Here is a 19,710-nt window from a genome sequence, read left to right as displayed (position 1 = left end):
GGAGAGTTCTGGCGCAAATCACCGCCCTTAATACAGCGGCGGGATCTGGCCGACCTTGACCGGGCCGAGCAGCACGGCGCCGTCGACGAATTTCAGCGGGAAGCTTCTCGCCTTCTTGCCTTCCAGCGTGCTCTCGGTGCCGATCGAATTGATGCCGGCGGCAACGCCGGCATTGGCGTTCTGCTTGATGACCTTGCCGAGGCCCGGAACGGCGCGGTCGAGCGCGCCGAACAAATTGTTGAGGTCCTGCGACTTCACGCCCGGCGCGACGCGGTCGAGCGTTGCCTGCGGCACGCCCTCCTCGAGCATCTTCTCGATGCCGAGCGCCGGGATGACGCGCTCGAGGCCCGCCACCGTCATCTGCAACTCGCCGTCGAGCCGGCCATTGGCCGTGAGGCCGAGCGTGCCGGCCGCAACCGCGATCATCTCGCCCTGCTGGATCCGCGACTGCACGATCTCGATATGGCCGCCGGCGGCCTGGATCTCGCGGAAGCGCTGCGGCCAGGGCTTTGGCGTGAGGTCGGAGAGGCCAGTGACCTTCGCGCGCGTGTCCGCCTCGAACGGCTCGGCGAGCAAGGGATGAACGCCCTGGATGCTGCCCTGCGCGAAATGGAGCACGGTCTCGATCACCGGGTGATCGGACGGCGATCCATCCGCGAGGCGGCCGTGCAGCTCGACCTGCTTGGCGCGCGCGAGCGGCACCTGCACGCTGCCGTCGAGGCGGTTGAGGCCGGGATCGTCGAACACGATGGAGGCGCGATCCGGCACGGCCGGCAGACCGACCACGCTGGCGCGACCCTTGCTCCAGTTCACCACGAAGGTGTTTTGCGTGACGCCGTCGGTCAGCGTCGCCGGCGCGGAGAACTCGGCGATGACGAGCTTGGGGTCGTAGACCTGGGCGACGACCAGGATGTTGTCGAGCTTCGCCGTGAACGGCGTCTTGCTCGCATTCTGCGACACCAGGGCGACGCTGGCGCCGGAGCACTGGACCTCGAAGCGGAACGGGAAGCCCGCGATCGAGCGCTTGGCGCAATCATAGATGCGGCCTGACTTGGCCTCCTGCGCGCGCCAGGCGTCTGCGGCGATTTCGGCCTGCGACGCCGCATAGAACCAGAAGCAGCTCCAGGCGACGGCGAGGATCAGGACGAGAACGGGTGCAATGAAAAGGCCCCAACGGGAGCGGCGGCCTGCGGCAACGGTCATATTGGACATGCTGCGACCCTTTGCCCCCAGATTCAGGCAAATGTAAGCGAGGCCGGTCCCCGACGAAAGGCGGAGAATTCGCTTCGCTTGGGGGCACGGTTCTGGTAGCCGTGCCCGAAATGTCGGAAATCCCCCTCCCCTCCGTCACCACAGCCAAGGACGACCTCTGGGTGTTCGGCTACGGCTCGCTGATGTGGCGGCCGGGCTTCGAATTCGAGGAGCGCGTCCCGGCGCGGCTGGTCGGCGAGCATCGCGCGCTCTGCGTCTATTCCTTCGTGCACCGCGGCACGCCGGAGAAGCCGGGTCTGGTGCTCGGGCTCGACCGCGGCGGCGCCTGCCGCGGCATTGCCTTCCGCGTCGCCGAGAAGAACCGCACCGAGGTCGTCGCCTATTTGCGCGAACGCGAGCAGGTCACCTCGGTCTACCGCGAGGTGATGCGCTCGGTGTGGCTGGAGAACGATGCGCGCCAGCGCGTCTCCGCACTCACCTATGTCGTCGACCGCGGCCATGTCCAATATGCCGGCCGGCTGTCGCTCACCGAGCAGCACAGCCATGTCATCCAGGGCCATGGCCAGTCCGGCGCCAATCGGGACTACGTCACCGCGACGGTGAAAGCCATCGAGGCCGAAGGCTTTCGCGACACGCAGCTGCACCGGCTTGCGACGATGCTGCACGGTGATGCGCATTTTCTGCACGCGCCGGCGCCGGCCGAAGATCGCGAGAATCGCTAACTCTCCGACGGCGCATAGCTCGGCGCGGAGCCGATCAACTGCTCCTGCTCTTTCCGGCCGGCTTCGACGAGGCGGCCGGTCGCGTCTTCGATCGCCGTCTGCACGCGCGCGAGAAACTCGTCCTTCGGTAGGCCCGCCGGCAGTGGATCGAGGAATTCCACCACCAGCGTGCCGGGATAGCGCATGAAGGTGCGGCGCGGCCAGAACAGGCCGGAATTGAGCGCGATCGGCAGGCACTGCACGCCGCAGGAGGAATAGATCTGCGCAAAGCCGGTCTTGTAGTTGGGGGCAGAGCCCGGCGCGCGGCGCGTGCCTTCCGGAAAGATCACGAGCTGGCGGCCGCTGCGCACGGCTACGCGCGCCCGCCGCGTCATGTCCAGCAGCGCCTTCACGCCGGCATTGCGGTCGATCGCGATCATGCCGGTCTTGACCAGGAACTGACCGAAGACCGGGATCTGCATCAGCTGACGCTTGAGAATGAAGATCGGACGGTCGAAGAAGCCGGGCAGCACGAACGTCTCCCAGAACGACTGGTGCTTGGCCACGATCAGCAATGGGCCCTGCGGAATCTTCTCGACCCCGCGGAATTCCACCTTGATGTTGCAGATCACGCGCATCAGGACCAGCGTCGCCTTCGCCCACCCTTCCGCGACTGTCAGCATGGCGCGCGGCGGCAGCGCAAAGGTCGGCAGCGCCACGATCGCCAGGCATACCAGCACGGCGTAGAACAGCACGTTGAACACGAGCGAGCGCAGGAAAATCAGAAACATCGACGATCCGATCATTGCCGGTCAATTGGCCTGTGCGGTGGCAGGCCGCTTCGGCTGCAAGCCTGAAGGCTGCTCCGACACTTCGGGCGAAAGGTCAATCCCGAAATTCTCCAGCCGCACCCTGGCCTCGGCCGCGACGTATTTGGCATATTCCGACAGCAGCAGCCGCAATGTCGACGGCGAAGTCCACCACGGCTCCTCGCGCCATTTGTCGCCGACGACTGCGAACGGGATCAGCGTCGTCTGCGGCATCGCGTGCGAGAATTCCACCAGCGCGCGCGGCATGTGATAATTCGAGGTGACCACGATCAGCGATTTGAACCGGCGCCCATCGGCCCAGCGTCGCGCCTCCGCCGCATTGCCGCGGGTCGAGAGCGCGGTGCGGTCGAGGTCGACGCAACAGGTCATGAAGGACTGGTTTTCCGGCAGGGTCCGGGAGATGTCGCTCGCCGTCGAGGTCGGATGCACGCCCGAGATCAGCAGCCTTCTGCCGTAGCCGGCAGCGAGCAGCTCCATCGCGTCCGACACCCGCGAGGACCCGCCGGTCAGCACCACGATGCCGTCAGCCTTGCGGTCCGGCACCATCTCGGCGCCGCGCAATTGCGACAGGAACGCAACGAAGCCTGCCGCCGCGCCGACGAAGGCAAGCGCGATCGTCGACACGATTGTCGCGCGCAGCCAGCCGCGCGGCAGTTTCGGCGATCGATCTTCGGTCGGCGAGGTCATGCGATGTCGGTGATCCCTTCCCTGAGGTGATTTTAAGGCGTTTTGAGGCGAAGTGGAGTCTGGTTTGACGGGCTACGAACGCGAAGAATACTCAGGCGGCGAGACGGGTGAGGGGTGTCTCTCCGCACATTCGTCTGGACGTTCGTGCGCATGGATAGATACCCCTCATCCGGCGCTTCGCGCCACCTTCTCCCACAAGGGGAGAAGGGAAGAAAAAGAACTCAATCCACATCGTTCAGCGTCGCGAACAGCGTCTGGCGCGAGGCAACGGCCGTGATGGCGCCGATCAGCACCGCCTGGACCGCGAGCACGATGTAGCCGGATGCCCGCAGCGAGAAGGTGCCGAGCAGGGCTGCGAACTGGTCGCCGACGGGGGTGCCGGAAAACCAGCCGGCGATCGACTCGGAGAAGCCGAACAGCAGCATGGCCACGCCGCCGCCGATCACGCCGCCCTCCAAGCCGAGCCTAAGGAAATGGCGCAGGAAGCGGTTGGCGATGTAACGGTCGCCGGCGCCGACGAAATGCAGGACCTCGACGATCGGGCGGTTCGCCGCCATGGCGCCGCGGGTCGCAAACGACACCGAGATGATGGTGGCGATGATGACCAGCGCGAGAATGCCGATGCCGGCGAGGACGGTGGCATTGGTCATCGAGCGCATGCGCTCGATCCAGGCGCGGTGATCATCGACACTCGCGCTCGGCGCCACCTGGGTGACGCGTGCGCGCAGCGCGCCGAGATCGAGCGGCGTGCCCGGTTGCACGCGCGCGATGATCATGCGCGGCACCGGCAGATCGTCCATCGACAGGCCGGTGCCAAGCCAGGGCTCGAGCAGCTTGCCGCTTTCATCCTTGGTGAACGGCTTGACCTCGACGATGCCGGCTTGCGCACGCATCGCCTCCGTCACCGCCGCGGTGTCGCGTTCGAGATCGCGGCCAGCCAGCGGACGGACCTGGATGGTGATTTCGCTGGCAACCTCCGACTGCCATTCGGCGGCGGAAGCGCTGACCAGCAGCACCGTGCCTGTCGTCATCGAGGCGAGGAAGGTCATGATGGCGACGACGGCGACCAGCGCGCGACCGTGGATCGAGGCACGCGGCACGATCGGCGACATGTTGCGTGCCTTGGCCGGAAGCTGCGGACGCTCCTGCCCGAGGTCGACCAGCACGCCGCGCTCGTCGGTCCTACTCATAGACGTGCAGCCGTCCCTGATGCAGCACCAGGCGCCGCGCCTCGTACTGGTCCATCAGGCCGATGTCGTGGGTCGCGATGATGACGGCCGTGCCTGATTTGTTGAGCTCGATGAAGAGCCGCAGCAGGCGGCGGCCGAGCGTCGGGTCAACGCTGCCGGTCGGCTCGTCCGCGAGTAGCAGCTGCGGGCGCGAGATCACCGCGCGCGCGATCGCTGCGCGCTGCTTCTCGCCGCCCGACAGGATCGGCGGCAGCGCATCCATGCGGTCGCCGAGGCCGACCCAGCGCAGGAGATCGATGACCTCCTTGCGATAGCTCGACTCGCTGCGCCCCATGACGCGGAACGGCAGCGCGACATTCTCATAGGTCGTCATATGGTCAAGCAGGCGGAAATCCTGGAGCACGATGCCGATGCGCTTGCGCAGGTCGGCGATCTCGTCCTTGCCGAGCCGCGAGATATCGTGGCCGAACAGATTGACCAGGCCCCGCGTCGGCCGATGCGACAGGAACAACAGGCGCAACAACGAGGTCTTGCCGGCACCGGACGGTCCGGTGAGAAACTGAAACGAATGCGCCGGGATCTGGAAACTGAGGTCGCGCAAGATCTCCGGCCCCAGACCGTAACGCAATCCGACATTTTCGAACCGAACCAAGCTCAGCTCCGTTCGAGAGGGGGCGCGGGCCACACGGCTGTGCCCCGCCATACGCGATTAACGGGTTTTGCGACCGTTATGGTTTCCGGTTCGTTAACGCTCGCCCGGTAGCATAAGGGCCGCCCGGTTCTCCGCGACCGTGGCATCGTCAAGACCAATCCAAGTCCTCGTTCATGCATCAAGGCTCGTCCATGCATATCGTCTGCCCCCATTGTACGACATCCTACGCCATCAAGCCCGCGAGCTTGGGCGCGAACGGCCGGACGGTGCGCTGCTCCCGTTGCAAGGAGACCTGGGTCGCCCATGCCGAGGATGCCATCGAGGAGGCGTCCGTCCCGGCCATGGCCGCGGCAAGCCAAGCCGAGGACCAGTCCGACCTCGCCGAGCAGTGGAACTCCTACGCCAAGGACGATAGCGCGGCCGACACCCCGATGGTCGAAAGCCCCTCGATCGCCAGCGACTGGCCGACCGAGGAAACCAAGGAGATCGAGGACGAGTGGTCCGCGGCGGCCCGGGCCGCCGAGGAGGACGTCGCCGGCGCGCAGCATCAGTCCTGGTTCCGCGGCCTGTTCCGTCGCCGCGGCGCACGGGTCAGCCGCCCGGTTGCCGCCACGGCGCCGCGAAAATCCTATTTCGGCCTGCCGACCGCCTGCGCCGCCATGGGCGCGCTGGTCCTGGCGCTGGTGATCTGGCGCGGCGACATGGTGCGGCTGCTGCCGCAGACGGCAGCGTTCTACAAGATGGTCGGGCTCGAGGTTAATCTGAGAGGATTGGCCTTCAAGGACGTCAAGCTGTCCAGCGAAACCGTCGATGGTAAGCAGGTGCTGGTGATCGAAGGCGTGATCGTCGGCGAGGGCAAGAAGCCGCTGGACATCCCGCGCCTGCGCTTCGCCGTGCGCGACGCGCAGGGCGCCGAGATCTACGCCTGGAATACGGTGCTGGAGCAGACCGTGCTGCGGCCCGGCGAGCGCGCCTTCTTCCGCTCGCGCCTGGCCTCGCCGCCGGCGGAGGGCCGCAATATCGACGTTCGCTTCTTCAACCGGCGCGACATTGCCGGCGGCAGCGTATAATCAGCCTCGCAAGCGGGAGTTGGTCCCAAGGTTTGCTCTCATGCCGAAAATCCTGATCGCCGACGACGAGGATTCGATGCGCACGCTGGTGGCGCGCGCCATCGCCATGGACGGCCACGAGACCGTCACCGCGCAGGACGGCGCCGAGGCGCTGGAGATCCTGACCCGCGAGGACGGCGCGTTCGACCTGCTGCTCACCGACATCCAGATGCCTGTCATGGACGGCATCGCACTGGCGCTCTCCGCTGCACGCGATTTCCCCGAGTTGACCATCCTGCTGATGACCGGCTTTGCCGACCAGCGCGAGCGCGCCTCGAACCTCAACGCACTGGTGCACGACGTCGTGACAAAACCGTTCTCGGTCGCCGACATCCGCACCGCGGTGGCGGATGCGCTGGCGGCGAAGAAGAGGTAGCGGCGGGGCGAGGCACGGCCGTAACGCAAGCCCCTCCCGCATCCACGGCGTCGTCCCGGCGAAGGCCGGGGCCCATACTCCCAGGGAGTGGTCGTAGCGCGAATGGGTAACTCCGAGTCTTCGCCAAACCCAACCCTGTGGCTATGGGTCCCGGCCTTCGCCGGGACGACACCGAGAATTGTTGGACGTCCCGGAGGCTAACTCACCGACCGCTCAAAAATCCTTCAGCAGCCGCTCGAGATAGTCGAGCTCGATTTGCGGGCGCGAGGTATCGCCCAAGCGGCGGCGGAGCTCTTCGAGGATGCGGCGGACACGCTGGGCGTCGATCTCGCCGGGGATCTTGACGGTGTAGTCGTCGCTCAGATCGCGGCCGTGAAGCGGACGGCCCAGCGGATCGGTCTGATTGCCGCCGCTCTGCTGACGGCCGGCGCGATTGCTGGGACCATCGCCCTGCCCGTCGCCATCACCCTGCTGCATCGCCTCGGCCATCTTCTGCGCGCCCTTGCGCAAGGCCTCGAGGGCCTTGCCCTGCGAATCCACGGCGCCGTCGGCATTGCCTTCGCCGAGCTTCGATCCGGCATCGCCCATGGCCCCGTCGGCGTCATCCAGACTGCTGTCGTCATCGCCCTGGTCGCCGTCCTGATCGCCATTCTGGCCGGACTGGCCCTGCTCGCCCTGCTGCCCCTGCTGCTTCTGACCCTTTTGTCCCTTCTGCGCGAGGCCGCGCTTGGCGAGCTCGTCCTGCAACTTCTTCAGGCGGTCGCGCAGCGCCTGCTGGTCCTGCTGAAGGTCCGACATCGACTGATCGCCCTGCTTGCCGCGTGAGCGGTCACGCCGGGAATCCTGACCCTGCTTGAATGTCTTGTCGCGCAATTGCTGCTGCTTGCGGATCATGTCGCTGAGCTCGTTGAGCGCCTGCTCCATGTCGCTGTCGCCGGATTGCCCAGGCTGCGCCATCTGGAGATTTTCCATGATCTGCGCGAGCTGCTCGAGCATGCGCTGGGCCGCCTCGCGATTGCCTTCGCGCGCCGCCTTCTCGATCTGCTTCAGCAGCTCGTCGAGATCGCGTTGCGTGATGACGTTGCGATCACGGCTGGAGGATTGGCTCCGTTCCGTCGCCCGCTTGTATTCCTCGAGCTTCTGGATGGCATCGGACTGGTTGTTCAGGCTCTTCCCGGATTCCTTCTGTCTGAGGCTGTCGCCGGAATCCTGCATGGCCTTTTCGGCGCCGTCGAGCAGCGCATCGGGATCCTGATCCAGCTGGGCAGCCGCAGGCGACAAGCCTCCCAACAAGAAGGCGAGACTGGCGATCGACATCGCCCTCAAGACTGGCACGCGTGCTAGCTTCCGCATTTCCGGTCTCGCGTAAACTGGTTGGCCCCCTCGTTACCCGCCTTGGCCCGGCTGTTCGCCGACTTCCGATAGGCCTGAAGCTGCTGACGAAGTGCGTCCTGCTGCTGCGCCAGCTCCTCGAGCTGCTCGGGCGTCGCATGCTGGGTCTTCTGTCGCAACTCGACGGCCTTGTCGAGGATGAGCTGGACCTCCGCGGGGAACGGCTGCCGCGGTCCGAGCGGATTTTGCTCGGCGCGCCGGGCGAGGTCGCGCACCTTGCCGGCCATGGCCTCGCGGAGCTTTTGCGTCAGCACCCTGATCTCGTCCTCGCTGGCGCCGCGTTCCAGCGCCGCCTTGAGTGCATCCTGCGCCGAGCGCAGCGCCGCGTTGACGCTGCCGGCGACGCCCTCGTCCTCGATGGTGACCGCGAACGCCCACATGCTCGCCACCACCTCGCGTAGCGCGTCATCGGTGCGGGCCGCCTCGAGCTGCGATGCCAGGCTGCGGAGGCCGAGATAGCAGCCGGCATCCGGCGTGAACAATTCGGGCGCGATCATCAGCGCGTCGAGCGCGGTGTAGACCTCGGAATTCCTGTTGGCGTCGAGCGCGAGGATGCGGCGCTGCTCGATCAGCGCGCGCGCGAGCGAGTTCGTGAAGAGACGCTCGGGCAGACGCATGTTGAAGGGCTCGCTTCGCGCCTCGTTGCCAGCCTCGTCCTTGGCGGTGAGCGTCAGCGTGACGTCGGCGCCGGCATAGGGATCCTCGCTGAGGTCCTTCACCGTCTGGCCGACGCCGTTACGGGTGCGCGCGTTCGGCAGCACGAGCGGGAATTGCGGCGGCTGGAACAACGGCCGCGCCGCGCCCTTGGCGTCGGCGTCCTTGCTGTTGTCCTTCGCGTTATCCTTGGCCGCGTTATCCTTGGTGTCGGCGGGGCGCAGCGCAATGTGCGCATGGGCACCGGTGACACCGTAATCGTCCTCGATCTTGTAGGAGAGCTGGAGCGCGCCGCGCGCCTGGCGCTCGGGGTCCTTGGCGAGTGCAATCGTCGGCGGACGGTCCGGCGTTGCCGCGAAGGTCCATTGCGGCTGGCCGGAGGGCGCGCGGACATGCGCGGTGCCGTCGGCGGCGATGGCAAAATGCTTTTCGTTGGTGCCCTTGGGCGCGGCTTCCGTGGGGGCGACCTCCTTGAGGCCGCCGGAGACCGTGACATCCAGGCTGCCGCCGGAGGAACGTACGATCAGGGTCGAGCCGGCGGGAACCGCAAGCGGGCCGCTGGCGGGCAGTGCCGCGGCCTCCTTGTTGGCGGCCGACAGGATGATCGGCGGCTTGCCGGTGTAGAGCGGCGGCGTCACCCAGGCGTCGACGCGAACATTGGTCGGGGCCAGCACACCGTTCCAGTCGAAGGCAGCCCCGAGGCGCATCGCACGTTCGTCGCCGGCGGCGAAGAAGGTCGCAACCAGCATCACCATGACGAGCGCGCGCAGCGCCCAGGGATCGTGGAGCGCGAGCCGCGGATGCGGCAGGCCGGCGCGGATGCGCTTGAGCGAGGCCAGCGTGCGCTCGCGCTGCGCCTGCCACAGCGCCTTGGCAACCGGGTCCTGCGAGGTCAGCGTGTCCGTGAGCGTGGTCGCCGGGCGGTGACGGATGCCGGAGCCACGATCGAGCCGGCTCAGCGCCTCCTCGCGGCTCGGCCAGCGGAAGCGAATCAACGGGAACAGGGCGGCAATCGCGATGCCGGCGAAAATGACGAGACCGATGGCGCGGGCGACGAACGGCAAGGACAGCCAGAGGCCGGCCCAGGACACCACCAGGAACAGGCCGACGACGGTCAGAAGCCGCGCCAGGTTCGGCCAGGCACGCTCCCACGCGATGGCATAAATGGCCCGATCGAGGGCCTGCGCCAGCTTCAGCCGCGACAGAGCGTCCCCATCGCGGATCGGGTCTGACGGGTCGGGGGTGACGCCGTTCAATCAGCTCTCCAGGTTGCCCGGTAGAGAGAAGCCTATCACAACGGCAGCACTGAGGCATCCGTTCCTGGACGGGAGACACCTCTTTTCCCGCATAACACGAGGACGTGACTGGCCCGGCTCGACCCCGTAATTTCCGTGGCGCCATCCCGAGGAAAACGAAGGAAACGCCATGGACAAGAAGATGCATGACAAGGGCCTGGAAGTCCGCAAAGCGGTGCTGGGCGAGGCCTATGTCAACAACGCCCTGAAGAACGTCGACGATTTCAACCGTCCGTTCCAGGAAATGCTCAACGAATATTGCTGGGGCACGGTGTGGGGCCGCGAGGAACTGCCGCGCAAGACCCGCAGCATGCTCAACATCGCGATGATCGCGATCCTCAACCGTCAGCACGAATTCCGCGCACATCTGAAGGGCGCGCTGACCAACGGCGTCACCCGAGAGGAGATCCGCGAGATCCTGATGCAGGTCGCGATCTATGGCGGCATGCCGGCCGCCGTCGACAGTTTCCGTATCGCGCGCGAGGTGTTTTCGGAGATCGATGGGAAGGCGTGAGCGGCAAGCCACCCTCCGCCGTCGTCCCGGACAAGCGTAAGCGCAGATCCGGGACCCATAACCACAGACAGATGTGGTTGCGGGGACTCGGAGTTACCGCTTTCGCGCAACAATTCCTGCCTGTGGTTATGGGTCCCGGATCGGCGCGCGCTTAAGGCGCGCTGGTCCGGGACGGCACCGAGGGTGGAGTGCGCATCTTTCACAACAACGAACAACAACCACAAGGAAACACCATGGACATCGGATTCATCGGGCTCGGAAACATGGGCTTCCCGATGGCGCGACGGCTGATCGAGGCGGGACACAAGCTCGTCGTGTTCGACGCGCGCAAGGAGATGATCGACAAGCTGGTGGCGCGCGGCGCCACTGCCGCGACATCGCCGAAGGACGTCGCCGACCAGGTCGAGACGGTGATGGCGAGCCTGCCCTCGCTGCAGGCTTCGCTTGACGTTGCCACGGGCGCAAATGGCGTGATCGAGGGCAAGCGCGCGAAACGCTTCATCGATCTCTCCACCGTCGGCTCGGCGATGGCTGCGAAGATTCACGGCCTCTTGGCCAAACGCAAGATCGTGCAGATCGACTGCCCCGTGTCCGGCGGCGTCGGCGGCGCGGAGAAAGGCACGCTGGCGGTGATGGTCTCGGGGCCGAAGGCGGAGTTCGAGCTGCTGAAGCCCGCGCTCGACGTGATCGGAAAGGTGTTCTTCATCGGCGAGCAGCCGGGCGCGGCGCAGACCATGAAGCTCGCCAACAATTTCCTCTCGGCCACCGCGATCGTGGCGACGTCGGAAGCCGTGGTCATGGGTGTCAAGGCCGGGCTCGATCCCGCGGTGATGATCGACGTCATCAATGCGGGCTCCGGCATGAACACCGCGAGCCGCGACAAGTTTCCGCGCTCGGTGCTGCCGCGCACGTTCGATTTCGGTTTTGCCACGGGATTGATGGTGAAGGACGTGCGGCTGGCGCTGGAGGAGATGAAGCAGCTCGGCCTGTCGATGGAAGTCGCTGATGCTGTGGGGCGCTTGTGGGAGACTGTGATCAGCGCGGAAGGCGCAGAATCCGATTTCACCGCGGCAATCAAGCCGATCGAGCGGAAGGCGGGGGTGGTCGTCGGAGCGAAGGGTGGGTTGGCTGGGAAGTAGCGCCTAGAATTCTCCTCGTCGTCCCGGCGAAGGCCGGGACCCATACCGCGGAATCTATCGGTCGTAGGCAGTAGGAGTACCGAACGACGAATCTTCGTCAAACTCCTCCCTGTGGCTATGGGTCCCGGCCTGCGCCGGGATGACAGCGAGTACGAGGAGCGGGCCTACCGCCCCCCTCACCACACACTCACAGCCACGGCGCCGGCGTGTCCATCGCGATCAGCTGCTCGACCTCGATCCGCGGGCGCACCACGGCGTATTGGTCGCCCTTCACCAGCACCTCGGGCACCAGCGGCCGCGTGTTATAGGTGCCGGCCTGCACCGCGCCATAGGCGCCGGCGGTCATGATGGCGAGCAGGTCGCCCGGCTGCGGCGTCGGCAGCGTGCGGTCGAGCGCGAGATAATCGCCGGTCTCGCAGACCGGGCCGACGACATCGGCCATGATGGTACCAGTGCCCTTGGCGGGCTGCGTCACCGGCAGGATGTCGTGATGCGCCTCGTACAGCGTCGGGCGGATCAAATCATTCATGGCGGCGTCGATGATCACGAAATTCTTGCCGTCGCCGTGCTTCACGTAAATGACCTTGGTGACCAGGATGCCGGCATTGCCGACGATCATGCGCCCCGGCTCGAACATCAGCGTGCAGCCGAGATTGTGGCTGACGCGCTTGACCATGGCGGCATAGGCGTCGGGCGCCGGCGGCGCCTCGCGGTCCATGTAATAGGGAATGCCGAGGCCGCCGCCGAAATCGACATGGCTGATGTTGTGGCCGTCGGCGCGCAGCGTCTGCACGAATTCGGAGAGGATCCGGAACGCGGTCTCCATCTTGGAGAGGTCGGTGATCTGACTGCCGATATGCACGTCGGTGCCGGTCACCTCGATGCCCGGGAGTCTTGCGGCGCGCGCATAAACCTCACGGGCATGGGCAATCGGAATGCCGAACTTGTTCTCGGACTTGCCGGTGGAGATTTTTGCATGCGTGCCGGCATCGACGTCGGGATTGACGCGCACGGAGATGCGCGCGGTCTTGCCCATCTCGGTCGCAAGCCGCGACAACAGCTCGAGCTCGGGCTCGGATTCGACGTTGAGACAGAGGATGTCCGCGGCCAGCGCGGCGCGCAGTTCGTCTTCGGTCTTACCGACGCCGGAGAACAGGATCTTAGCCGCGGGAATGCCGGCGGCCAGCGCCCGCTTCAACTCACCGCCGGAGACGACGTCGGCGCCGGCGCCTAACTTGGCCAGCGTGCGCAGCACCGACTGGTTGGAGTTCGCCTTCATGGCGTAGCAGACCAGCACCTTCTCGCCGGCGAAGGCCTCGGTGAAGACGCGGTAGTGCCGCTCCAGCGTCGCAGTCGAATAGCAATAGAACGGCGTGCCGACGGTTGCGGCCAGCTCGGACAGGTTCACCGCCTCGGCGTGCAGCACGCCGTTGCGATAGTCGAAATGGTTCATGGCGCAGGCTCGGTTGTCCCGGCTTATTTATTGCCGGGAGGTTCGTCCAGGAGCGGGTCGAGGATAAATGGTTTCTTCCTGCCCTTGGCCGCCGCGGGCGCAGCGTCCACACCGTAGGTGGGATTGAACACGCTCGGCGTCCTCTGGGCTTCGGTCTCGGTGTCAACAGGCGCCGCGCCGTTGGGTGCATTGGAGGCCGTCGGCGGCAGATCCAGCGGGCCCTTGCGGCCGCAGCCGGCGAGCGCCAGCGCCGTCAGGCTAAGGACAATGATGGCCCACCCCGAGCCGGCCGGGCGAAACTTTGACGTCACGACGAAATCCCCACTACGCGGCGCGCACCATACAGAGATTGGCGCGATCTGGCGAGAGCCGGATGACCATGAAACATCAGCGAAATTTTGCCCTCAGCCCGATTTTCGCTCTTTTTCCAGCCGCTTCGCCCAGGCCTTGGCCTGCGAGGCCACGTTCTTCGGCGCGGTGCCGCCAAAGCTGGTCCGGCTCTTCACCGACGATTCGACCGAGAGCACGCCGAGCGCGTCCTTGGTGATTTTCGGCTCGATCGCCTGCATCTCCTTCAGCGGCAGCTCGTGCAGCGCGACGCCGCCTTCGGCGGCCTTGGCCACGATGCGGCCGGTGACGTGGTGGGCCTCGCGGAACGGCATCTTCAGCGTCCGCACCAGCCAGTCGGCGAGATCGGTCGCGGTGGCGTAACCCTCGCCCGCGGCCGCCTTCATCTTGGCTTCGTCGGGCACGAGGTCGCGGACCATGCCGGTCATGGCGCGGATCGCCAGCGACAGCGCGGCAAAACCCTCCATGGCGCACTGCTTGTCCTCCTGCATGTCCTTTTGATAGGCGAGCGGCAGGCCCTTCATCACGATCAGGAGACCATTGAGCGCGCCGATGACGCGGCCGGTCTTGGCGCGCACCAGCTCGGCGGCATCCGGGTTGCGCTTCTGCGGCATGATCGAGGAGCCGGTCGTGAACTTGTCGCTGAGCCGGATCAGGCCGACCAGCGGCGAGGTCCAGATCACGATCTCCTCGGCAAAGCGCGACATGTGCACGGCGCAGATCGAGGCTGCCGACAGCGTCTCCAACACGAAGTCACGGTCGGACACCGCATCGAGCGAGTTCGCCATCGGGCGGTCGAAGAGGAGCGCCTTCGCGGTGGCGTGGCGGTCGATCGGGAATGAGGTGCCGGCGAGCGCGGCCGCGCCCAGCGGGGATTCGTTCAGCCGCTTGCGCGCGTCCTGGAAGCGGCCGCGGTCGCGCGCGGCCATCTCGACATAGGCAAGCAGGTGGTGGCCGAAGGTGACGGGCTGCGCCGTTTGCAGATGCGTGAAACCGGGCATCACGGTTGCGGCGTGCTCCAGCGCGCGCTCCACCAGCGCCTGCTGGAACGCGGCGAGCGCGGCATCGGTCTCGTCGATGACGTCGCGGACGAACAGGCGAAAATCGGTCGCGACCTGGTCGTTGCGCGAGCGCGCCGTGTGCAGCCTTCCGGCGGCGGGGCCGATCAGCTCGGACAGGCGGCTCTCGACATTCATGTGAATGTCCTCGAGCGCGCGCTTGAACGCGAAGCCGCCCTTGCCGATCTCTGACAAAATCGTGTCTAGACCCTTGCCGATATTTTTCGCATCAGAGGCCGTGATGATGCCCTGGCTGGCGAGCATCGCGGCGTGGGCCTTGGACGCGGCAATGTCCTGGGCGAAGAGGTGACGATCGACGTCGATGGAGACGTTGATCTCTTCCATGATCTCATCGGGACGTTCCGAGAACCGGCCGCCCCACATCTTGTTGCTCATGATCCCCTGCTCACGCCTTGATTTGCCGCACGTTTGCTGGCCGCCGCCAGCCGTATTAAGAGGCCCCTGATAGCCATATCTGCGACCGGATGACAAACGATATGCTCGACAAGACGCCCTCCGCCACGCGCCGGATCCCCCTCGTCATCGCCACCGTGGCGATCGGGGGTGTGGCCGGCTTCGCCGCGCTGTACGGGCTGGGTCTGAGCCGGGTGCCGTCGGGCGATCCATCCTGCCGGTCCGCGGTGGCGACCGCGCAGAAGATCGCGCCGCTCGCCCATGGCGAGGTGGCGGCGCTGACCATGGCGAGCGCCCCGTTGAAGTTGCCCGACCTCGCCTTCGAGGACGCCGACGGCAAGCCGAAGAAGTTGTCCGATTTCCGCGGCAAGACGCTGCTGGTGAACCTCTGGGCCACCTGGTGCGTGCCCTGCCGCAAGGAGATGCCGGCGCTGGACGAGCTTCAGGGCAAGCTGTCGGGCCCGAATTTCGAGGTGGTGGCGATCAATATCGACACCCGCGACTCCGAGAAGCCCAAGACCTTCCTGAAAGAGGCCAATCTGACCCGGCTGGGCTATTTTAATGATCAGAAAGCCAAGGTTTTTCAGGATCTTAAGGCCATAGGCCGGGCACTGGGGATGCCGACTTCGGTGCTGGTCGACCCGCAAGGCTGCGAGATCGCGACGATCGCGGGGCCGGCGGAATGGGCGAGCGAGGACGCGCTCAAGCTGATCCGCGCCGCGACCGGCAAGGCCGCCGCGTCGCTTTAGTTATTGGCGCATGATCTGATCGGAAAACCGGTGCCCACTTTTCCGGTTCATGCGCTGAGGGTTAGGCCGTCACGTTGAGATTGCCGCCGACGCCGGGGCCGACATTGGCGAGCGAGGGCTGACCGGCGCCCAGCAGCGTCAGGACGGTGGATTTTTCCATGTCCATGTTCTGCTTGGTCAGCGTCGCCGCGATATTCGATTGCAGCGCGCCTTGCTGAGCAGCCAGCATGGTGCTGACCATCGCCATCATGTCCATTACGCGAACCCTCTTACCGGCCGTAACCTAGGCGCGAGGAGTTAATGGGACATGAATTGTCACGAAGCGGATGCGCGCCGAAGGGCAACGGTGCCGCAGGGTGGGCAAAGCGAAGCGTGCCCACCAATCAGGATCCTGGTTGCGGAGGGATGGTGGGCACGGCGCTTTGCACCTTTGCTCACCCTACGGCACCGGTGCCTTACCTTGTCGGAACCGGCTTGGCGCCGCGATAGTCGTAGAAGCCGCGCTGGGTCTTGCGGCCGAGCCAGCCGGCCTCGACGTATTTCACCAGCAACGGGCACGGGCGGTACTTGGAGTCGGCGAGGCCCTCGTGCAGCACCTGCATGATGGAGAGGCAGGTGTCGAGGCCGATGAAATCGGCGAGCTCCAGCGGGCCCATCGGATGGTGCGCACCGAGCTTCATCGCGGCATCGATCGCCTCGACGTTGCCGACGCCTTCGTACAGCGTGTAGATCGCCTCGTTGATCATCGGCAGCAGGATGCGATTGACGATGAAGGCCGGGAAATCCTCGGAGACCGCGACCTGCTTGCCGAGCCTAGCGACGAACTCCTTGGACGCCTCGAAGGTCGCATCGTCGGTGGCGATGCCGCGGATCAGCTCCACCAGCTCCATCAGCGGCACCGGGTTCATGAAGTGAATGCCGATGAAGCGCTCGGGCCGGTCGGTGGCGGCGGCGAGCCGGGTGATCGAGATCGACGACGTATCGGAGGCGACGATCGCCTCCGGCTTCAACACGGCGCAGACCTCGTGGAAGATCTTGCGCTTGACCTCCTCCTTCTCGACCGCGGTCTCGATCACGAGATCGCAATCGGTGAGGTCGTCCAGCTTCTCGGCAAGCTTGATCCGCGCCATCGCCTTGGCCTTGTCGTCCTCGGTGACGGCCTTCTTGGAGACCTGCCGCGCCAGATTGCCGTTGATGGTGGCCATGCCCGACTTGAGGCGGTCAGCCGAGACGTCGTTGAGCACCACGTCGAAGCCGGCCAGCGCCGCAACATGCGCGATGCCGTTGCCCATCTGACCCGCGCCGATCACGCCGACCTTCTTGATCACTGCCGCCATAATGTCATCCACCGGAACGGCGCGCATGTCGCGCCTGCCTATCCCCTTGAGCCGGGAGTCCGATTTAATCAGAACCTTGGCTCGAAACCTAGATTGGATCGCTTCGAAGGCGGCCCCACGCCAAAGAAAACGCCTCAAAAAAGCAACACCGGCCGGAGTTTATAGCTCCGGCCGGTGTTTTTGGCTCGTTTTACTTGCCGAGCTTGCCGAGTTCGGCCGTCAGCTCTGGAACTGCCTGGTAGAGATCGGCCACCAGGCCGTAATCGGCAACCTGGAAGATCGGCGCGTCCTCGTCCTTGTTGATCGCGACGATCACCTTGGAGTCCTTCATGCCGGCCAGATGCTGGATCGCGCCGGAAATGCCGACCGCGACATAGAGCTCGGGGGCCACGACCTTGCCGGTCTGGCCGACCTGCCAATCGTTCGGCGCATAGCCGGCGTCGACCGCCGCGCGCGAGGCACCGACGCCGGCGCCAAGCTTGTCCGCGAGCGGTTCGATGTACTTGGCGAAGTTTTCCCGGCTCTGCATGGCGCGGCCACCGGAGACGATGATCTTGGCCGAGGTCAGCTCGGGACGGTCGCTCTTGGCGACCTCCTCACCGACGAAGGACGACAGGCCGGGATCGGCCGCCGCCGCCACGGTCTCGACCGGTGCGCTGCCGCCTTCGCCCGCTGCGGCGAAGGTGGAGGTGCGCACCGTGATGACCTTCTTGGCGTCCTTCGACTTCACCGTCTGGATGGCATTGCCGGCATAGATCGGACGCTCGAAGGTGTCGGGGGCGACCACCTTGATGATCTCCGAGACCTGCATGACGTCGAGCAGGGCGGCGACACGCGGCATCACATTCTTGAAGCGCGAGGTCGCGGGCGCGACGATCGCGTCATAGCCGGAAGCCAGCGACACGACCAGCGCGGCCAGCGGCTCGGCGAGATCGTGCGCGTAGGTCTCGCCATCGGCGAGCAGCACCTTCTTGACGCCGGCAAGCTTGGCGGCGGCATCCGCCGCGGCCTTGGCGTTCTGGCCGGCCACCAGCACCTCGACGTCCGCGCCGAGCGCGGCAGCCGCGGTGAGAGCCTTGTTGGTCGCATCCTTCAGCGACGCATTGTCGTGTTCGGCAATCAGAAGCGTCGTCATCAGAGCACCCCGGCTTCGTTCTTGAGTTTCGACACCAGCTCGGCGACGTCCTTGACCTTGACGCCGGCCTTGCGGCCCGCCGGCTCCGTCGTCTTCAGAATCTCGAGACGCGCGGCGACGTCGACGCCGTAATCGGCAACGGTCTTTTCCGCGATCGGCTTCTTCTTTGCCTTCATGATGTTGGGCAGCGAGGCATAGCGTGGCTCGTTGAGACGCAGATCGGTGGTGACGATCGCCGGTCCCTTCAGCTTCACAGTCTGCAGACCGCCGTCGACTTCGCGTGTGACCTTGAAGTCAGAACCTTCAACCTCGAGCTTGGAGGCGAAGGTCGCCTGCGACCAGCCGAGCAGCGCGGCCAGCATCTGACCGGTCTGATTGGAGTCGTCGTCGATCGCCTGCTTGCCGAGGATGATCAGGCCCGGCTGCTCTTCTTCAGCAACCTTCTTCAGGATCTTGGCGACAGCGAGCGGCTCGACATTGCCCTCGGCCTTCACCAGGATGCCGCGGTCGGCGCCCATCGCGAGACCGGTGCGGATCGTCTCCGATGCCTGCGCAGGTCCGATCGAGACCACCACGACCTCGGTCGCCTTGCCGCCTTCCTTCAGGCGCAGCGCTTCCTCGACCGCGATTTCATCGAACGGGTTCATGGACATTTTGACGTTGGCGAGTTCAACGCCCGATCCATCGCTCTTGACGCGGACCTTGACGTTGTAATCGACCACCCGCTTTACCGGCACTAAGACCTTCATCGATCCTCTTTCACTCAATTTGGGAGGGGAGTTATCAACTGGCGCGGAACCTAAAGGCCTGATCAGGCCCGGTCAACGCGCGAACGAGCCAAATTTTAGACCTTAGAAATGCGCCCGCTCAATGGGTCAGCGGTTCTGGCCGGGAACCCAGAGTACGTCGCCGGCGCCATTCCCGTTGGCGGCTCGGCTGGCCACGAACAGGAAGTCCGACAGGCGGTTCATATATTGGATGCCAGCCGCACTGACCGGCTCGCCGGGCTGAGCCGCCAGTTTCACCATCACCCGTTCCGCCCTGCGGCATATTGTGCGCGCGACGTGGAGATGAGCCGCAGCCGGCGTGCCGCCCGGCAGCACGAAGGAGGTCAGCGGCGCGAGCTTGTCGTTGAGTGCGTCGATGTCGCGCTCGAGCCGCTCGACCTGGCTCGCCACCACCCGCAGCCGCTCCGCTTTGCCTTCGCGCTCGGGCACCGCAAGATCGGCGCCGAGATCGAACAGATCGTTCTGGATACGGCCAAGCATCGCGTCGAGCTCGGGCATAGCCGAGGTGTGGAGCCGCACCACGCCGATCGCGGCATTGGTCTCGTCCACGGTGCCATAGGCCTCGATGCGCAGATCGTATTTCGGACGACGCTCGCCCGAGCCGAGCGCCGTCGTGCCGTCGTCACCGGTTTTCGTGTAGATGCGGTTCAACGTGACCACGTAGACCTCTTAATTTT

21 protein-coding genes are annotated in these 19,710 nt (G+C 65.6%); 6 read left to right on the top strand and 15 right to left on the bottom strand.

The annotated features are described in order from the left end of the window. Positions 1-27: 27 nt before the first annotated feature. Positions 28-1,212: a DUF2125 domain-containing protein gene (locus tag AAE027_RS28540; RefSeq protein WP_370990167.1), complete on the bottom strand. Its 1,185-nt coding sequence runs from the start codon at positions 1,210-1,212 to the stop codon at positions 28-30. A 110-nt stretch (positions 1,213-1,322) separates the two neighbouring features. Between AAE027_RS28540 and AAE027_RS28535 the strand changes: the two genes are divergently transcribed. Then, on the top strand, positions 1,323-1,934 hold the full coding sequence (locus AAE027_RS28535) for a gamma-glutamylcyclotransferase (RefSeq protein WP_370990168.1): 612 nt from the start codon (positions 1,323-1,325) through the stop codon (positions 1,932-1,934). Here the strand turns inward: AAE027_RS28535 and AAE027_RS28530 are convergent. The 4 genes from AAE027_RS28530 to ftsE form a co-directional block, all read right to left on the bottom strand. Further along, positions 1,931-2,704, bottom strand: coding sequence for a lysophospholipid acyltransferase family protein (locus AAE027_RS28530; RefSeq protein WP_370990169.1), 774 nt, complete (start codon positions 2,702-2,704; stop codon positions 1,931-1,933). The two genes, AAE027_RS28535 and AAE027_RS28530, sit on opposite strands and share 4 nt — an antisense overlap. Positions 2,705-2,725: 21 nt before the next feature. Then, on the bottom strand, positions 2,726-3,430 hold the full coding sequence (locus AAE027_RS28525; RefSeq protein ID WP_091891225.1) for a YdcF family protein: 705 nt from the start codon (positions 3,428-3,430) through the stop codon (positions 2,726-2,728). Between the two features lie 221 nt (positions 3,431-3,651). Continuing rightward, complete coding sequence (locus AAE027_RS28520) at positions 3,652-4,620, bottom strand: cell division protein FtsX (protein WP_370990170.1); 969 nt, start codon at positions 4,618-4,620, stop codon at positions 3,652-3,654. Next, a complete protein-coding gene (gene ftsE, locus AAE027_RS28515; protein ID WP_020508614.1) occupies positions 4,613-5,272 on the bottom strand; it encodes a cell division ATP-binding protein FtsE in 660 nt (219 codons plus the stop codon). Before ftsE ends, AAE027_RS28520 begins: the two co-directional genes overlap by 8 nt. 191 nt (positions 5,273-5,463) lie before the next feature. Here ftsE and AAE027_RS28510 point away from each other — a divergent pair, with 191 nt between their 5' ends. Continuing rightward, positions 5,464-6,342 (top strand): MJ0042-type zinc finger domain-containing protein, encoded by an 879-nt coding sequence (locus AAE027_RS28510; RefSeq protein WP_370990171.1) that lies wholly within the window; start codon positions 5,464-5,466, stop codon positions 6,340-6,342. Positions 6,343-6,382: 40 nt separating this feature from the next. Beyond that, positions 6,383-6,757, top strand: a complete 375-nt coding sequence (locus tag AAE027_RS28505; protein ID WP_091891237.1) for a response regulator — start codon at positions 6,383-6,385, stop codon at positions 6,755-6,757. Between the two features lie 213 nt (positions 6,758-6,970). On the opposite strand, the gene AAE027_RS28500 is transcribed toward AAE027_RS28505, so the two are convergent. Together AAE027_RS28500 and AAE027_RS28495 are read right to left on the bottom strand one after the other, a co-directional pair. After that, the gene (locus tag AAE027_RS28500; RefSeq protein WP_370990172.1) at positions 6,971-8,110 is read right to left on the bottom strand and encodes a DUF4175 family protein; all 1,140 of its coding nucleotides are present in this window, start codon (positions 8,108-8,110) and stop codon (positions 6,971-6,973) included. Continuing rightward, positions 8,098-10,059 (bottom strand): TIGR02302 family protein, encoded by a 1,962-nt coding sequence (locus tag AAE027_RS28495; RefSeq protein ID WP_370990173.1) that lies wholly within the window; start codon positions 10,057-10,059, stop codon positions 8,098-8,100. Before AAE027_RS28495 ends, AAE027_RS28500 begins: the two co-directional genes overlap by 13 nt. A 169-nt stretch (positions 10,060-10,228) precedes the next feature. Between AAE027_RS28495 and AAE027_RS28490 the strand changes: the two genes are divergently transcribed. Continuing rightward, positions 10,229-10,612, top strand: coding sequence for a carboxymuconolactone decarboxylase family protein (locus AAE027_RS28490; RefSeq protein ID WP_091891246.1), 384 nt, complete (start codon positions 10,229-10,231; stop codon positions 10,610-10,612). A 233-nt stretch (positions 10,613-10,845) separates the two neighbouring features. Then, positions 10,846-11,751, top strand: a complete 906-nt coding sequence (locus tag AAE027_RS28485; protein WP_370990174.1) for an NAD(P)-dependent oxidoreductase — start codon at positions 10,846-10,848, stop codon at positions 11,749-11,751. 187 nt (positions 11,752-11,938) lie between these two features. On the opposite strand, the gene lysA is transcribed toward AAE027_RS28485, so the two are convergent. From lysA to argH, 3 genes are all read right to left on the bottom strand, one after another. Then, on the bottom strand, positions 11,939-13,204 hold the full coding sequence (lysA, locus tag AAE027_RS28480; protein ID WP_370990175.1) for a diaminopimelate decarboxylase: 1,266 nt from the start codon (positions 13,202-13,204) through the stop codon (positions 11,939-11,941). A gap of 23 nt (positions 13,205-13,227) precedes the next feature. Then, positions 13,228-13,515, bottom strand: coding sequence for an LPS translocon maturation chaperone LptM (gene lptM, locus AAE027_RS28475; RefSeq protein WP_370990176.1), 288 nt, complete (start codon positions 13,513-13,515; stop codon positions 13,228-13,230). A gap of 93 nt (positions 13,516-13,608) precedes the next feature. Beyond that, on the bottom strand, positions 13,609-15,006 hold the full coding sequence (gene argH, locus AAE027_RS28470) for an argininosuccinate lyase (protein ID WP_370990177.1): 1,398 nt from the start codon (positions 15,004-15,006) through the stop codon (positions 13,609-13,611). A 101-nt stretch (positions 15,007-15,107) separates the two neighbouring features. Between argH and tlpA the strand changes: the two genes are divergently transcribed. Continuing rightward, a complete protein-coding gene (gene tlpA / locus AAE027_RS28465; protein WP_091891260.1) occupies positions 15,108-15,773 on the top strand; it encodes a thiol:disulfide interchange protein TlpA in 666 nt (221 codons plus the stop codon). Between the two features lie 61 nt (positions 15,774-15,834). Here the strand turns inward: tlpA and AAE027_RS28460 are convergent, their stop codons facing one another. The 5 genes from AAE027_RS28460 to AAE027_RS28440 all read right to left on the bottom strand — a co-directional run bounded on the left by AAE027_RS28460 (position 15,835) and on the right by AAE027_RS28440 (position 19,693). Continuing rightward, entirely contained in the window at positions 15,835-16,029 is a 195-nt protein-coding gene (locus tag AAE027_RS28460) for a putative motility protein (protein WP_027562813.1), read from the bottom strand. A gap of 199 nt (positions 16,030-16,228) precedes the next feature. Further along, the gene (locus tag AAE027_RS28455) at positions 16,229-17,110 is read right to left on the bottom strand and encodes a 3-hydroxybutyryl-CoA dehydrogenase (RefSeq protein ID WP_370990178.1); all 882 of its coding nucleotides are present in this window, start codon (positions 17,108-17,110) and stop codon (positions 16,229-16,231) included. A gap of 190 nt (positions 17,111-17,300) precedes the next feature. Further along, positions 17,301-18,245 carry an electron transfer flavoprotein subunit alpha/FixB family protein gene (locus AAE027_RS28450; RefSeq protein ID WP_128942303.1) on the bottom strand — a complete coding sequence of 315 codons (945 nt, stop codon included), beginning with the start codon at positions 18,243-18,245 and terminating at the stop codon, positions 17,301-17,303. After that, positions 18,245-18,994: an electron transfer flavoprotein subunit beta/FixA family protein gene (locus AAE027_RS28445; protein WP_128931205.1), complete on the bottom strand. Its 750-nt coding sequence runs from the start codon at positions 18,992-18,994 to the stop codon at positions 18,245-18,247. The genes AAE027_RS28450 and AAE027_RS28445 overlap by 1 nt, the downstream gene beginning before the upstream one ends. 126 nt (positions 18,995-19,120) lie before the next feature. Continuing rightward, positions 19,121-19,693 (bottom strand): cob(I)yrinic acid a,c-diamide adenosyltransferase, encoded by a 573-nt coding sequence (locus AAE027_RS28440; RefSeq protein ID WP_370990179.1) that lies wholly within the window; start codon positions 19,691-19,693, stop codon positions 19,121-19,123. Between the last annotated feature and the right edge of the window lie 17 nt (positions 19,694-19,710).

Origin of the sequence: Bradyrhizobium sp. DN3 (assembly GCF_041357655.1) — a bacterium.
Lineage (GTDB): Bacteria > Pseudomonadota > Alphaproteobacteria > Rhizobiales > Xanthobacteraceae > Bradyrhizobium.
Note: the sequence above shows the minus strand (reverse complement) of the source record. Positions and strands in the feature narration are given on the sequence as shown.

What these genes read in the sequence shown, in the direction of transcription:
- AAE027_RS28525 (WP_091891225.1), bottom strand. Translation starts at nt 3,430, where the DNA reads ATGACCTCGCCGACCGAAGATCGATCGCCGAAACTGCCGCGCGGCTGG.
- AAE027_RS28540 (WP_370990167.1), bottom strand. Translation starts at nt 1,212, where the DNA reads ATGTCCAATATGACCGTTGCCGCAGGCCGCCGCTCCCGTTGGGGCCTT.
- AAE027_RS28455 (WP_370990178.1), bottom strand. Translation starts at nt 17,110, where the DNA reads ATGGCGGCAGTGATCAAGAAGGTCGGCGTGATCGGCGCGGGTCAGATG.
- AAE027_RS28505 (WP_091891237.1), top strand. Translation starts at nt 6,383, where the DNA reads ATGCCGAAAATCCTGATCGCCGACGACGAGGATTCGATGCGCACGCTG.
- AAE027_RS28460 (WP_027562813.1), bottom strand. Translation starts at nt 16,029, where the DNA reads ATGGACATGATGGCGATGGTCAGCACCATGCTGGCTGCTCAGCAAGGC.
- AAE027_RS28530 (WP_370990169.1), bottom strand. Translation starts at nt 2,704, where the DNA reads ATGTTTCTGATTTTCCTGCGCTCGCTCGTGTTCAACGTGCTGTTCTAC.
- AAE027_RS28520 (WP_370990170.1), bottom strand. Translation starts at nt 4,620, where the DNA reads ATGAGTAGGACCGACGAGCGCGGCGTGCTGGTCGACCTCGGGCAGGAG.
- AAE027_RS28500 (WP_370990172.1), bottom strand. Translation starts at nt 8,110, where the DNA reads ATGCGGAAGCTAGCACGCGTGCCAGTCTTGAGGGCGATGTCGATCGCC.
- AAE027_RS28485 (WP_370990174.1), top strand. Translation starts at nt 10,846, where the DNA reads ATGGACATCGGATTCATCGGGCTCGGAAACATGGGCTTCCCGATGGCG.
- argH (WP_370990177.1), bottom strand. Translation starts at nt 15,006, where the DNA reads ATGAGCAACAAGATGTGGGGCGGCCGGTTCTCGGAACGTCCCGATGAG.
- AAE027_RS28535 (WP_370990168.1), top strand. Translation starts at nt 1,323, where the DNA reads ATGTCGGAAATCCCCCTCCCCTCCGTCACCACAGCCAAGGACGACCTC.
- AAE027_RS28510 (WP_370990171.1), top strand. Translation starts at nt 5,464, where the DNA reads ATGCATATCGTCTGCCCCCATTGTACGACATCCTACGCCATCAAGCCC.
- AAE027_RS28445 (WP_128931205.1), bottom strand. Translation starts at nt 18,994, where the DNA reads ATGAAGGTCTTAGTGCCGGTAAAGCGGGTGGTCGATTACAACGTCAAG.
- AAE027_RS28450 (WP_128942303.1), bottom strand. Translation starts at nt 18,245, where the DNA reads ATGACGACGCTTCTGATTGCCGAACACGACAATGCGTCGCTGAAGGAT.
- AAE027_RS28490 (WP_091891246.1), top strand. Translation starts at nt 10,229, where the DNA reads ATGGACAAGAAGATGCATGACAAGGGCCTGGAAGTCCGCAAAGCGGTG.
- tlpA (WP_091891260.1), top strand. Translation starts at nt 15,108, where the DNA reads ATGCTCGACAAGACGCCCTCCGCCACGCGCCGGATCCCCCTCGTCATC.
- lysA (WP_370990175.1), bottom strand. Translation starts at nt 13,204, where the DNA reads ATGAACCATTTCGACTATCGCAACGGCGTGCTGCACGCCGAGGCGGTG.